Consider the following 12776-nt stretch of genomic DNA (forward strand, 5'->3'; position numbering starts at 1 on the left):
TGGGTCCTTTCCCACGTGGTTCAGACGGCGAGGCAGCAGATGGCCACGGCTTCGGCGACGGAGTCCCCGAGTGGCCCGGCGGTGTCGATCCGGTTGGCGGTCGGCCATTCCGGCGTCGCTCGCCGAAGGGTCGCGGCGATCTCGGGGGTCACCTCCGACGGATCGTCCGACGGTCGGGAGCGAATCCGCCGAACGGCTTCGTCCGCGTCGATCGAGCACATCAGTTCCACGGCCGCACAGTGGTTGCGGTCGGCCATCTCGACGGCGCGCCGCCGCTGTTCGGGATCGCGCCACGAGGCGTCCAGGACGACGGTGTGTCCTCCGGCCAGCAGCCGCGCGCCGCGATCGAGCACCTCCTGGTACACCCGGTCCACCGAACGCGGGTCGTAGCGGCCGGAATCCAACGTTCCGGGCTCTCCCCGAACCTCGCCGGAGGCCACCAACTCGCGCCGCACGTCGTCGGTCGAGATCCGCACGCCGTCGAGGTGTGCGGCCAGTTCCCCGGCCAGCGTGGTCTTTCCGGAGCCGGGTCCGCCGCCGACGAGGATCAGCTGAACTGCCGCGGCGCGCAGGTGGACCACGGCCAGCTGGACGTGTCGACGGGCGTCGTCGGCCGCCGCCGGATGTCCCTGGGCGACGCGGATGCAGTCGACCTTGGCCCGGACGACGGCGCGGTAGGCGACGTAGAAGTGGGCCAGCGACGTGGGTCCGTCGTCGGCGGCGTGGCGCCGGTATGCCGCCATGAAGGCTGCCGCGAGATCGGCGCGTCCGCGGTACTCGAGGTCCATGGCCAGGAACGCCGCGTCGTCGAGGCCGTCGACGTGGCGCAGTCGCTCGTCGAATTCGAGGCAGTCCAGCACCACGGGGCCTTCTGGCATGCAGAACACGTCGTCGGCCTGCAGATCGCCGTGCCCGTCGACGATCCGACCCGCGGCGATCCGAGACGTGAACAGGGGCGCCCGTCCGCGCAGATACCGTGCGGCCAGTCGTCGGACGTCGGCGAGCCACCATGCCGGAACGATCGCGGTCTCGCGATCCAGGACGTCGAGGTTCTCCGTCCAGCGCTGCCCGACGACCGCGGAACGGGCGTCGGCGCTCACGGCGGGTGAGCGCACCGCGCCTGCGTGAAACCGGGCCAGCGCCTGCGCCAGTGCGGACACCTGGTCGTCGGCGGCCTCGTCACCCGTCAGCAGGGCCGCCAGGCTGCGATCGGCGGGGTACCTGCGCATGACGACCACCGGCTCGTCGGCCCCGCCGCGCGGCGAGGCGAAGTGCCCCACCCCCAGGTAGGCCTGCGGCGCCATCCTGCTGTTGAGCAGAACCTCTCGGGCACAACATCGTTCGCGAGCGGCGACGGTTCGGTGATCGAGGAAGTCGGTGCGGATCGACTTCTTGACCTTGTATGCCAGTTCCCCGACGAGGATCACCAGTCCGGTGTGCGTCTCGCGGACGTCGGGATGCAGCGCGGGCACGGCCGACACCGTGTCCTGGGGGCCGGTGGGTGCTACGCGCATGGTGGTGATCGTGCCGGTGCCGACGGCCGGGTCACAGCGGTCATGGGGCCCCTGGGCGTGCCCGAAGGTCCCTGCGGGACGGGGCCGAAGTGCCCTGCCGTCGTCCCCTACCCCGGCGGGTGACCGGCGGGCACCCTGCGATCAGCACCGTCGAGAAAGGCTGCCATGCGCAAGACGTCCGTTCCGGCCGCGGTGATCGAGCATGCCGTGCACCTGGCCTGCCGCGCCCCCTCGTTCCACAACAGCCAGCCGTGGACGTGGGTGGTCGCCGACGACGAGATCCGGCTCTTCGTCGACGCCGAGCGGATCGCGGCGACCGACCGCGGTGGCCGGCAGGCGCTGATCAGCTGCGGCGCCGCGCTGGACCATCTGAGGGTCGCCTGCGCGGCCGCCGGCTGGGAGGCGCTGGTGGACTACTACCCGAATCCGAACAACCAGGGCCACCTCGCCACGATCGACTGCGTGCCGTTGCCGCACGTCACGGACGCCCACCGCAGGCGTGCCGACGCCATCCGCCGCAGGCGCTCCGACCGGCTGCCGTTCGCCGCACCTCGCGGGTGGGCCGACTTCGAACCCGTCATGCGGCGCGCCGTCCACACCGACGTGTCCGCCGTCGACGTCGTGCCGCCGGCCGATCGCCTGGACGTCGCCCGTGCCTCGGCACTGGCCGAGACCCTGCGGGACTACGATTCGGCCTACCACGCCGAATTGGACTCGTGGACGTCACCCTTCAGCGTCGGCGAGGGCATTCCGCACAGTGCGCTGCCGTCCGCCCAGGAGAGTGCCCGGGTGGACGTGGGTCGGCACTTCCCCGTGACACACGGTCTCCCCCGGCGCCCGGACGTCGCCGAGGACCGGTCGACCATCGTCGTGATCTCGGCGCTCGACGACGTCCGCCGCGACGTGCTCGGCTGCGGTGAGACGCTGTCGGCGGTGCTGTTGGAGGCGACGCTGGCCGGTTTGGCCTCCTGCACGCTGTCGCATCTCACGGAGGCGCGCGCCACCAGTGACGTCATCACGGCCATCACCGGGCGACCCTTCCCCGAGGTACTGGTCCGGCTGGGCAGCGTCCCGGCGGACGACGAGGTCCCGCCGCCGACGCCGCGCCGCCCGCTATCCGACGTCCTGCACTTTCGCTGACACGTCACCGCGGCGCTGCGCGGCGTCGCGCATGGCGGTCAGCGTGCTTCGCACCACCAGCGCGGCGACCGGCCCCGCCGCCTCGGCCAGCACGAAGTCGCCGGGATGGCGCAGCGCGATGCGCACCCGCACGATCACCCTGGCCCGGTCCTGCCACCGGGATTCGACGACCCACGCCGTCGTCAGGTCGCACGGCAGCTGCGTGGCCCGCAGGACCAGCGACCGTCCGGGGTCGACGGCGTAAAGCGACATCGGCACCCTCGCCACCACGTGATCACGGATCGACACCGTCAGCAGCGCCGCGGCGGGCGCGGTCGAGCCGTCCCCGGCAGGCTCGGGGGCACGGGCATCCTCCAACCCGACGGCGTGCAGCAGGCTCGCCCACACGGCGTCGGCCGTGGCGTCGATCCATTCGGCCGAGGTGGTGCACGCGACCGGATCCCGAATCACCTCGTCCCCGGGAAGGTGGGCATGCTCCTCCTCCTTCGTGGCCCCCCAGTTGCGGTAGTAGCGTCGGGCGATCCACAGCAGGCCCACCGCGATGAGCACCGTCGGCATCCTCGTCGTCATGGACACGACCCTGGCGCGCAACGGGTCTGGCGGCTAGGGGCTTTCTACCCGGTCCCGTGCAGTGCAGAGCCGGCGCGGGGGACCAATGCCGAGGGCTGCCAGGACCTTGGGCCCTGCCGGCGGACGCCGAACCCCACCTAGCCTTGGGGTGACTGCCGTCGAGAGGCCCGGTTCGGCTGTCCCGAGGCCTCCGGGTTCCTGCTCACTGCCTCCTCACCGCTTGCTCACTGCCTTCCCCACTGCCTTGGAGTTCCCATGCGCCACAACGATCCTCCCTCACCGGCCGTCGTGGTCGGCATCGACGGCTCCCGCCGCGCGGTGGACGCGGCGCTGTGGGCGGTCGAGGAGGCGGTCGAGCGCGACGTACCGCTGCGGCTGGTGTACGCCATCGAACCGTCGGCCACCCGCGCCGGCACGTCCGCCGCCTGTGACTTCGCCACGGCGGAGAGCGCCGTCAGGCACGTCGCGATGGCCATCGAGTCCACGAACCGACCGGTCAAGATAGAGGTCGAGATCATCCAGGGTTCTCCGGTGCAGGCGCTGATGACGGCGTCGCGCGGTGCCCTCATGGTCTGTCTCGGTGCCCTCGGCGTGAACCACGCCCTGGGCAGACGGGTCGGTTCCACCGTCACCGGCCTGGTCGCGCACGCCCACTGTCCGGTGGCGATCGTGGGCTCGGCCGGGCATCGGCCGGGACGGCGTTACGTCATGACCTCCTGCCACGACGGCCCGGACGACGCGGCGGTCGTCACGCTGGCGGTCGAGGAGGCCGTCTTGCGGCAGGCGCCGTTGCGCGTGCTCACGCGTTGGCATCCCAGTTTCACCGACGTCCATGACGGCCGCTCGTTCGCCGAGGGGGCGCGCCAGGCCGCGGGACGGCTGGAGAGATCGCTGCACCGCCACCGTCAGCGCCATCCCGGCCTCGACATCGAAGCCGTGGCCATCAAGGAGAACCCGGTCGACTACTACACCCGCCACGCGCAGTCCATCGACGTGGTCGTGGTGGGACACGGCGTGCACGACGAGTTGTCCCGGCTGCTGGGTCCCGAGCCGCGCCCACCGCTCGACGCCGCCCACGTCACGGTGCTGATCGCCGAGCGGCACGGTGCACTGTGAGCTACTCCCGCGAGTTCGGCTGCCACGCCGACGAGACCGCGTCGGCCGCCACCCGCGACGGTCACCCACCGGCGTCCGGGCCGGAACGCGTCACGGTCTTCCTCGTCGACGATCACGAGGTGGTGCGGCGTGGACTCATCGACATCCTCAGCGCCGAGCCGGGTTTGACGATCGTCGGCGAAGCCGGGACCGCTGCGGCGGCCATGGACCTGATACCCGTGCTGCGCCCGGACGTCGCGGTGCTCGACGTGCGGCTCCCCGACGGCAACGGGATCGAACTGTGCCGCGACCTACTCTCGGTGGTTCCGGATCTGCGGTGCCTGATGTTGACGTCGTTCACGTCGGACCAGGCCATGCTCGACGCCATCCTCGCAGGTGCCAGCGGCTACGTCCTCAAGGACGTCAAGGGGATGGACCTGGCGCACGCCATCAAGGTCGTCAGCACCGGTCGATCCCTCCTGGACAACCGCGCCGCGGCGGCGTTGATGGCCAAGCTTCGCAGCGCGGCACAGCGATCCGACCCGCTGTCCGGGCTCACCGAACAGGAACGCACCCTGCTGGACCTCCTCGGGGAGGGGCTCACGAACCGGCAGATCGCCGCCCGCATGTTCCTCGCCGAGAAGACCGTGAAGAACTACGTATCGCGGCTGCTGGCCAAGCTCGGGATGGAGCGGCGTACCCAGGCAGCAGTCTTCGTGTCCAAGCTGGACCAAGCGTCCGCAGGCTCCCAGGAGGCCCGATGACCAACTCGACGACGCCACCGATCGTGGTGGGGATCGACGGTTCCGATGCCGCCCACCGCGCGGCGCTGTGGGCGGCCGACGAGGTCGGCCACCGGCACGCCGCGCTGCGCCTGGTCTGGGTGGTGCGTACCGACCTGTCGGGAACGCCGACGGCGTCCGAGTACCACCACGCCGTGGACACCGCGAAACACGCGTTGCACGCCGTGCAGGCGGACGTGGCCGCCGCGGCACCCGACGTCGACGTGGAGGTCTCGATCCAGCAGGGCTTTCCGGCGGGCATCCTGCTGGCCGAGTCGCGCGACGCGACGATGCTCTGCCTCGGGTCCTCCGGCATCGGACATCTGGGCGCCGCCTTCCTCGGTTCCACCGTCGCGGAGGTGGCCGCCCACGCGGACTGCCCGGTGGCCATCGTCGCGTCGACGCGGGACTCCGCTCGGTCCACCCGCGAGGCATCCTGGGTCGTGTTCCCGGCTGATCCGTGGACCAGCGACGACCGCGCCGCCGCCGCGGCCATGCAGCAGGCCGAGGTGCTGCACCGGCCCGTGCTGGCATTGGGTACACGTCACCCGAACCTCGGCCTGGTACCCAGCGACACCCTCAGCGACATGGCGGCACGCTGGTCTCTGGCGCATCCCGGCATCCGCGTCCACCCCGTCTGGACCGACGGCGACCTGGCGGGCTTCGTGAAGGCGAACCCCGAGTTGAACGCCCTGGTGGTGATCGACGAAGCCCACGCGGCCGACGTCGCGGCCCTGATCCGTGCCGGCCACGCGCATGCCGCCGGGGTCGAGTTCGTGGTCGTGGTGTCCCGGGAACACGCGCACGAGCGACCTACCGAACGGACCGCCGCGCCGCGGTGACGTCCGGCGTTCCCGCCCGTCCCGCCGGCCGATGCAGTGGCCGCGGAAGTAATTCCAACGCCAGCAGCGCCACCAGCGCCACCGGGAGACGACCGAGCGACACCACCACGAAGCGGCGCCGCCCGAAGGAGTGGAACTTGCGCAAGTAGTCATACAGCGAGCCGAGTCCGATCACGGGATCCAGGACGTGGCTGGCGATGCGGGCGATCCGCAGACCCCACGAGCGGGGCCGCTCGTCGAAGAGTTCGGGAAACGGCGCGAAGGCCAGGGACAGTCGGCTGACCCCGTGCCCTCGACACCACTCGATGGTCTCGACGGTGAGGCGCTCCTCGACGCCGTTCGGGGCATCGGGCCGACGCCAGCCGTTGTCGAGGCTGACGTCGCTCCCCCCGCCCGCCTGGGCATAGCGCTGAAAGCCCACCACCCGCCCCGTGCGATCGCGACCGAGCGTCAGGAACACGCCCGGATAGCGACCGTCGAGCAGATGGTCCAACGTCATGGAGAACCCGCGGTCCATGCGACACCGCCGGTGAGACGCCCGCAGCACGGCGCACAGCTGCGCCAACAGCTCGGGTGTGACGTCCCGTTCGGACACGATCTCCGCGGTCACGCCACAGCGCCGGGTCCTCGCGACCGCCTGCCGCAGGTTGCGAAACGCCCTGCCGACCATGCGGAAGTCGGCCACGTCGATCACGACGTCGCGACCGAACGGGATCGCCATGGGTCTGCGGCCGACGACGCGCTCGTCGCGCCACAACTCGACCGCCGCTTCCCCGCAGCCCAGGACCACCGGGTGCCAGCCCCGTTGCCTGCAGGCGTCGGCAAAGCGGTGCACCAGGCGCGGAAAGGCCTCGGCGTTCCCGATCGGGTCACCGCTGACGACGGCGCAGCCGAAGGTCACGCGATAGGCGATGGCCGCCCCGTCGACGACGATCACGTCCTTGCGCTCCGACATCGCGAAGGGGGCAAGGGGATCGTCGTGGGTCGACGCGATCAGGGGCCACGCCCGCCCGCCACGCCCGCGGATCGGTCGGCGGCGCAGCGGCCCGGACCATCGCGTCGACCACGAGGACGACGACGACGGTGAGCACGGCGAAGACCGCCACGCCCGCGACGGTGGTTCCGCCGCTCGACGCGGACCCGGCTAGGGCAGCAACGGTAGCTGCCACAATGACTCGTCGACGTCGAGTTGCCACAGCCGACCGGCGTTGAGCCGCACGATCCCCAAGGCCCCGCCGATCAGGATGGCGGCCAGCGGAACGGCGCCCAGGACCGCCGTCGCCACCGCGGCCCGCACGTCGGCGGGACCGGCGGTCATCACGTCGAACCACGAATCACACAGCAGCAGAATGCCGGTCGTGAAGGCGAAGAACACCAGGAGTTGGCGGTGCCGCCACGCGAGCACCGCCGTCGCCGCCATGAACGCGACCAGCAGGCAGTCGAAACCGACCCAGGCCACGGTCCAGTGCCGCACCACGTACGTCGGCGGCAGGCTCACCGCCAGGTAGGCGATCCAGGGGATCATGAACGTCGCCCCCGCCGCCATGAGCCCCAGGTGCACCCGACGCAACGTCGCCGCGAATCCCCGCGGGCGCAGCTCCGTTGCCGGCCGTTGCAGCCTGCTGATGAGGTCTCGGCGCTCCCAGGGCGTGAGCGCGGCGATCTGCTCGTCGGTCAGCACGACTCCCGTCATCGGAGGCCTCCCCGTGTCGTGCCGGCGTCGCAGTTGCCCACCCAACGTAGGGCTGCCGAGGGGAACGCGTCGATGGACATTGGTCTCCAGGACGCCGCCCCATGGGCGCACCACCAATTCTGGGAGTTTCCCAAGAACTTCCCGTTAATCTCGGGGCCTGCGCGGCCGACGGAGTGCCGATCCCCCCTCGGCACCGTCGGCCGCGCTTTCCCCACCACCCACCCGTGCTCTCCCCCTTCCCCCGCCGCCCACCCGTGCTCTCCCCCTTCCCCCGCCGCCCACCCGTGCTCTCCCCCTCCCCTCTCGCGCATACCCTGTCGTACAACGTGTTTGGCAAGGCTACGTTTGCTGGCGGTGCGACCCGCCGCGGGTTAGCGTTCCCGTCGTGAACGCACCGACACATCCGGCGGAGCCGCACAGCGGTTCCATGGCCTCGCGACTGAACTGGTTGCGAGCCGGGGTGCTCGGCGCCAACGACGGCATCGTCTCCACCGCGGGCATCGTCGTGGGCGTCGCGGCCGCGACCGCCGAACGCGGCCCCATCCTCACCGCGGGGCTGGCCGGACTCGCGGCGGGCGCCGTGTCCATGGCGCTGGGCGAGTACGTCTCGGTGAGCACGCAGCGCGACACCGAACGGGCACTGCTGAGCAAGGAGCGCCGCGAACTTCGCGAGGATCCCGACGCCGAACTGGAAGAGCTGGCGCTGATCTACCAGGATCGCGGATTGTCGCCCGCCACCGCGAAGGCGGTCGCGACCGAACTCACCGCACACGATGCGATCAAGGCCCACGCGGAAGCAGAACTCGGCATCGACCCCGACGACCTCACCAACCCCTGGCAGGCGGCCCTGTCGTCGGCGCTGTCGTTCACCGTGGGCGCGCTCCTGCCCCTGCTGGCAATCCTGTTGCCGCCCACCTCGTTGCGGGTGCCGGTGACGGTGGTCGCGGTGCTACTCGCGCTGGCCGTCACCGGTATCACCTCCGCCGTGCTCGGCGGCGCACCTCGCGGGCCGGCGATCGTCCGAAACGTGGTGGGCGGGGCTCTCGCCCTTGCCGTCACCTATGGCGTCGGCCACCTCGTCGGCGCCGCGATCGCCTGAACCAACCCGAACCTGCCCACCCCTTCGAGACGGAGACCGATGTCGACCATCGCCGGCTTACCCGCCCACGTCCTGCTGGTGCACTTCGTCGTGGTGCTCATTCCCCTCACCGCGCTACTGGCGGTCCTGTGCGCCGTCTGGCCGGCCGCGCGCCGCCACCTCGTCTGGCTGGTGGCGGCCTTGGCGGTCGCCGTCGCGGCCATCACCCCCGTGACCACCGAGGCCGGGGAATGGCTGGAGCATCGTTCCGGCCCCTCCGAGGCGGTGCACGTCCACGCCGAACTCGGCGACACCATGCCGTACTTCGCGGTGGGTCTGGTGGTCGCGGCGGCCTTGCTCGTCGCCGTCCACCTGCTCGATCGGCGCGGCCGCACGCTGCCGGCGATCGCCGCCGTCGTGGTCGCGGTCGTGGTCGTCGCGGCCAGCGCCGCCGCCGTCATCCAGGTCTACCGGGTGGGCGACTCGGGGGCACGCTCCGCCTGGGGTTCGGAGGCCGGCGCGGCGGACGGCGGCGACTGACCAGCCGCCACCACCGGGACACGGCGCCGCACGGTTGCCTGCTCACGACGACCCGGCGAGTTCCAGCACCTCGGTGCACCCCTGGGCGAGGCAGTCGCGCAGCAGGTCGACGTCGCGCACGGCGGCGACGTCGACGTTGAACCCGATGGCACACGTGTCCGCATAGGACAGCAGGGTGGCGTTGAGCGCGGCACCCAGAGTCGGTCCGAACGCATATTGCATCCGCACCGGCGCGCCGCCCATCGAGACGGGCGCCGCGAACCCCGGCACGTCGCTGGCCAAGAAGTCCACCCGGCGCAACAACGAGGCCACGTACGCGCGCGGAACCACGTTCAGCGCGCCGGCGATGGGTTCGGTCAGCGGCAGGGACCGTTCGTGCCGGGCGCCCGCGGTGCGTTCCCGGATCAGCTGGATCCGACGGCGGGGATCCACGACGTCCACCGGGACGGCCATGCGGGCCAACGTCGCCCGGTTGCCCCCGCGGGGGTCCGCGCTGCGACGGATGCTGATCGGCATCGACAGCATCAGGTCCCCCACCGCCACGCCGCGGGCGTGGTGGTAGCGCCGCAGACCGCCGGTGACCGCGGCGATGAAGGCGTCGTTGAGCGAACCGCCGGCCGCGTGCCCCGCGGCCAGCAGGTCTGCGGTGGGCACTTCCTGCACGGCCAGCCGCCGGATCGCGCTGCGCGAGCGCATGATCGGCGAGAGCGGTCCCTCGACGGGTCGAGCCGTCCGATACACCGAGGCGGCGGTCGATACGAGGTCCACGACGGAGCCCACCGGGTCCCGGACGACCTCGGCGGCGCGTTCGGTGACCCCCCACCACCCCGAGACGATCCGCCGCGCCAAGCCCGCCTCCCGGGCGGCGAGATCACCCAACCCCTGCAGTCCGAGAAGTCCAGACGATGCCGCACGTTCGTGGCCGTCGGGGTGTGGCGCCCTTGGTCGCGCCCCGTCGTCACCGGGTCGGTCCGGGTGGTCGTAGAGGACCTCGGCGACGTCGAGAGCCCCCAGGCCGTCGGTGAGGCCGTGGTCGAAACGGCACAGCAGCGCAGCAGCATCGCCGGACCGATCGGCGAACAACGTGGCGTCCCACAGCGGCCGACGCCGATCGAACCCCGCCATCACCATGCCTTGGGCGCATTCCAGCAACATGGCCAGGTCCACCGGCTCGGCCGTGACGACCCGGCGCAGATGGTCGGCGACGTCGAAGTCGAGGTCGACGCTCCACCGCGGGCGCAGTCCCGGCCAGGGCGCCACCACCCGCTCGCGGAACCGCACGACGGCCTTCGCGACGCTCGCGAAGCGGTCGACGACGACGTCCCAATCCGGGCTGCCCGCGAACACGGTCATCGTGACGATGGTCGACTGCAGCACCGGGTCGGATCCCAGTGACCACATGAACTGATCCGTGCCGCTGAGGGTTTCGGGCGCGTCGTAGGTGACCATGAATCCCTCCCGGGGGTGCCGTCAGGACCGTCGGCGCGGTCGTCGACGCAAGGGTCGATCCGGACATGGCAATCCGGACATGCTCATCGCCTCCGCTGCGGTCCACAAGAGAACTTGGTCCCTGGCGAACGGGGCCTTGAGCGCATCGACCGGGGTACCGAAGTTCTTGCCCCGGCCACGCTTTCACGGCGAGCATGCACTCGGACCTGCGACACCGCACCGCGGGCGCAGCCGGAGCGGAGGACACATGACCACGGAGAACTCGGCCGACGTCGTCGTCGGAGTCGACGGATCGACCGGCGGCGTGGGTGCCGCCTGTTGGGCGGCCGGACTCGCCGACGCCTGCGGCGCGCACCTGCACCTGGTGCACTCCCTGCCGTCGATGGGCCATCACGTCTCGGATGCCTCGATGATCGCCATCCGGGCGGCCGCCTCCGAGGACCAGCGTGCCATCGGCGAACGGTTCCTGCACCGCGCCACCGAGGTGGTCACCCGACGCCATCCCGAGGTGACGGTGACCACCGAGTGCCTCGACGAGCCGATCGCCGAGGGGCTCGTGCGCGCCTCCAAGCGCGCCGAGGTGGTGGTCGTCGGCTGCGAGGACGTCAATCCCGCCGCAGCACTGCTGGTCGGTTCGACGTCGCTGGCCGTCGCCACCCACGCCGCCTGCCCCGTCGTGGTGTGGCGCGACGTGGCCACTCCCGACGACAGACCGGTGCTGGTGGGGGTGGACGACACGCCGGCGGGCACGACGGCGCTCGAGACGGCGTTCGGGTACGCCGAACGCCTCGGGGTACCGGTCCGCGCCGTGCACGCCTGGCGATACGCCCTGGAGGCCGGGCGCGTGCCCATCCCCTACGTCATCGACTGGGAGGCGGTCAAGGCGGCCGAGGCACGCTTCCTGCACACGGCGGTGGCGCCACTGCGCGATCGCCATCCCGACGCCGACGTCGAATGCCGCGTCGTCCAGGGCAAGCCGAGTTCCGCTCTGCTGCAGCAGTGTGCCGATGCTCAGCTCGTGGTGGTGGGCAACCATCGGCGGAGCGCGCTCACCTCGGTGGTCCTCGGGTCGACTCCCCTGAACCTGCTGCATCACAGTCCGATTCCCGTCATGGTGTGCCACGCGGAGCAGCGGTGAACGCCCCGGGTGCGGATCCGGCGGCCTCCGGCACGTCGTCGCGGGCCCCCGAATCCCGCAGCGGCTGCGGTGGTGTGGTCGTCGGCGTCGACGGATCGAAGTGTGCGGCACACGCCTTGCGGTGGGCGGCCGGCGACGCCGGGTTGCGGCGGGTCCCGCTGACCATCGTCGGCGCCCTGCCACCGCCGGACGGCGCACTCGTGGCGGCACCTCCCGCGAGCGTGCTCGCACGGCTCGAGCAGTCGGTCCGGGACATGCTCGCCGAGTACCGCGACCTCGCCATCTCGAGCGCCGACCCGTCGTTGGCGGTGGTGACGGCGATGCCGTCCTCCACCGCGAGCGCCGCACTCGTCGATGCGTCGCGTACGGCGAGTCTGGTGGTGGTGGGCCGACGGGGCCGCAGTGCCGTCACGCGGGCGCTGCTGGGGTCGGTGTCCGCCGCGGTCCTGCACGGCGCGCACTGTCCGGTCGCCGTGGTGCACGACGCCGAACCGCCCGCCGACGCCGACGCACCCGTCCTCGTCGGCGTCGACGGCTCGCATCAGGGCGACGTGGCACTGGAGGTGGCATGTTACGAGGCGTCGCTGCGAGGCGTGGATCTGGTGGCGGTGCACGCCTGGTGGACCCCGGGAGCCTGGGAGCTGCCGGTCGCCGATCTCGAGGCGTTGCAACGGGATCTCGACGGCTGGCTGGCCGATCGGCTGCAGGTCTGGGAGCGCCGCTATCCGGGCGTGTCGATCCGCCGGGTGATCGTCCGCGACCGTCCCGCACGACGACTGCTCGACATGCCGCGCCGACCCCAGCTCGTGGTCGTCGGATCGCATGGCCGCCGGGGGGTCTCGGGTCTGTTGTTGGGTTCGGTGAGCAACGCGGTGGTGCAATCGGCCGACGTGCCGGTGATCGTGGCGCGGTAGCAGCGCCGCGCGATGCGCACG

At 71.6% G+C, this 12776-nt stretch carries 13 protein-coding genes; 8 read left to right on the plus strand and 5 right to left on the minus strand.

Annotation, left to right across the window (positions count from 1 at the left end):
- Positions 1 to 20: 20 nt before the first annotated feature.
- Positions 21 to 1514, minus strand: a complete 1494-nt coding sequence (locus tag AC30CM_RS03735) for a bifunctional aminoglycoside phosphotransferase/ATP-binding protein (RefSeq protein ID WP_490115478.1) — start codon at positions 1512 to 1514, stop codon at positions 21 to 23.
- A 165-nt stretch (positions 1515 to 1679) separates the two neighbouring features.
- On the opposite strand from AC30CM_RS03735, the gene AC30CM_RS03740 reads away from it, so the two are divergent.
- A complete protein-coding gene (locus tag AC30CM_RS03740) occupies positions 1680 to 2654 on the plus strand; it encodes an Acg family FMN-binding oxidoreductase (RefSeq protein ID WP_490115479.1) in 975 nt (324 codons plus the stop codon).
- Here the strand turns inward: AC30CM_RS03740 and AC30CM_RS03745 are convergent.
- On the minus strand, positions 2628 to 3224 hold the full coding sequence (locus AC30CM_RS03745) for a hypothetical protein (protein WP_490115480.1): 597 nt from the start codon (positions 3222 to 3224) through the stop codon (positions 2628 to 2630). The genes AC30CM_RS03740 and AC30CM_RS03745 overlap by 27 nt on opposite strands.
- Positions 3225 to 3479: 255 nt before the next feature.
- On the opposite strand from AC30CM_RS03745, the gene AC30CM_RS03750 reads away from it, so the two are divergent.
- The 3 genes from AC30CM_RS03750 to AC30CM_RS03760 are packed head-to-tail and all read left to right on the plus strand — an operon-like array spanning position 3480 to position 5943.
- Positions 3480 to 4340, plus strand: coding sequence for a universal stress protein (locus AC30CM_RS03750; protein ID WP_490115481.1), 861 nt, complete (start codon positions 3480 to 3482; stop codon positions 4338 to 4340).
- Positions 4337 to 5083 (plus strand): response regulator, encoded by a 747-nt coding sequence (locus AC30CM_RS03755; RefSeq protein ID WP_490115482.1) that lies wholly within the window; start codon positions 4337 to 4339, stop codon positions 5081 to 5083. Before AC30CM_RS03750 ends, AC30CM_RS03755 begins: the two co-directional genes overlap by 4 nt.
- The gene (locus AC30CM_RS03760; protein ID WP_490115483.1) at positions 5080 to 5943 is read left to right on the plus strand and encodes a universal stress protein; all 864 of its coding nucleotides are present in this window, start codon (positions 5080 to 5082) and stop codon (positions 5941 to 5943) included. Before AC30CM_RS03755 ends, AC30CM_RS03760 begins: the two co-directional genes overlap by 4 nt.
- Here the strand turns inward: AC30CM_RS03760 and AC30CM_RS03765 are convergent.
- Positions 5915 to 6985 carry a phosphatidylglycerol lysyltransferase domain-containing protein gene (locus AC30CM_RS03765; RefSeq protein ID WP_490115510.1) on the minus strand — a complete coding sequence of 357 codons (1071 nt, stop codon included), beginning with the start codon at positions 6983 to 6985 and terminating at the stop codon, positions 5915 to 5917. The two genes, AC30CM_RS03760 and AC30CM_RS03765, sit on opposite strands and share 29 nt — an antisense overlap.
- A gap of 102 nt (positions 6986 to 7087) precedes the next feature.
- Positions 7088 to 7636 carry a hypothetical protein gene (locus AC30CM_RS03770; RefSeq protein ID WP_490115484.1) on the minus strand — a complete coding sequence of 183 codons (549 nt, stop codon included), beginning with the start codon at positions 7634 to 7636 and terminating at the stop codon, positions 7088 to 7090.
- 427 nt (positions 7637 to 8063) lie between these two features.
- On the opposite strand from AC30CM_RS03770, the gene AC30CM_RS03775 reads away from it, so the two are divergent.
- Entirely contained in the window at positions 8064 to 8735 is a 672-nt protein-coding gene (locus AC30CM_RS03775; RefSeq protein WP_490115511.1) for a VIT1/CCC1 transporter family protein, read from the plus strand.
- 39 nt (positions 8736 to 8774) lie between these two features.
- Complete coding sequence (locus AC30CM_RS03780) at positions 8775 to 9254, plus strand: DUF2231 domain-containing protein (RefSeq protein WP_490115485.1); 480 nt, start codon at positions 8775 to 8777, stop codon at positions 9252 to 9254.
- 42 nt (positions 9255 to 9296) lie between these two features.
- Here AC30CM_RS03780 and AC30CM_RS03785 read toward each other — a convergent pair whose 3' ends face one another.
- Entirely contained in the window at positions 9297 to 10703 is a 1407-nt protein-coding gene (locus AC30CM_RS03785) for a wax ester/triacylglycerol synthase domain-containing protein (RefSeq protein WP_490115486.1), read from the minus strand.
- A gap of 247 nt (positions 10704 to 10950) precedes the next feature.
- Between AC30CM_RS03785 and AC30CM_RS03790 the strand changes: the two genes are divergently transcribed.
- Together AC30CM_RS03790 and AC30CM_RS03795 are read left to right on the plus strand one after the other, a co-directional pair.
- Entirely contained in the window at positions 10951 to 11841 is an 891-nt protein-coding gene (locus AC30CM_RS03790; protein ID WP_490115487.1) for a universal stress protein, read from the plus strand.
- Complete coding sequence (locus AC30CM_RS03795; protein ID WP_490115488.1) at positions 11838 to 12755, plus strand: universal stress protein; 918 nt, start codon at positions 11838 to 11840, stop codon at positions 12753 to 12755. The genes AC30CM_RS03790 and AC30CM_RS03795 overlap by 4 nt, the downstream gene beginning before the upstream one ends.
- Positions 12756 to 12776 lie beyond the last annotated feature (21 nt).

It is taken from the genome of Mycobacterium sp. DHQP2018-32-09 (genome assembly GCF_058148405.1).

Excerpts from the sequence above, each read along its gene's own strand:
- AC30CM_RS03740 (WP_490115479.1), top strand. The coding sequence starts at position 1,680 with ATGCGCAAGACGTCCGTTCCGGCCGCGGTGATCGAGCATGCCGTGCAC.
- AC30CM_RS03750 (WP_490115481.1), top strand. The coding sequence starts at position 3,480 with ATGCGCCACAACGATCCTCCCTCACCGGCCGTCGTGGTCGGCATCGAC.
- AC30CM_RS03775 (WP_490115511.1), top strand. The coding sequence starts at position 8,064 with ATGGCCTCGCGACTGAACTGGTTGCGAGCCGGGGTGCTCGGCGCCAAC.
- AC30CM_RS03770 (WP_490115484.1), bottom strand. The coding sequence starts at position 7,636 with ATGACGGGAGTCGTGCTGACCGACGAGCAGATCGCCGCGCTCACGCCC.
- AC30CM_RS03735 (WP_490115478.1), bottom strand. The coding sequence starts at position 1,514 with ATGCGCGTAGCACCCACCGGCCCCCAGGACACGGTGTCGGCCGTGCCC.
- AC30CM_RS03785 (WP_490115486.1), bottom strand. The coding sequence starts at position 10,703 with ATGGTCACCTACGACGCGCCCGAAACCCTCAGCGGCACGGATCAGTTC.
- AC30CM_RS03790 (WP_490115487.1), top strand. The coding sequence starts at position 10,951 with ATGACCACGGAGAACTCGGCCGACGTCGTCGTCGGAGTCGACGGATCG.
- AC30CM_RS03760 (WP_490115483.1), top strand. The coding sequence starts at position 5,080 with ATGACCAACTCGACGACGCCACCGATCGTGGTGGGGATCGACGGTTCC.
- AC30CM_RS03780 (WP_490115485.1), top strand. The coding sequence starts at position 8,775 with ATGTCGACCATCGCCGGCTTACCCGCCCACGTCCTGCTGGTGCACTTC.
- AC30CM_RS03745 (WP_490115480.1), bottom strand. The coding sequence starts at position 3,224 with ATGACGACGAGGATGCCGACGGTGCTCATCGCGGTGGGCCTGCTGTGG.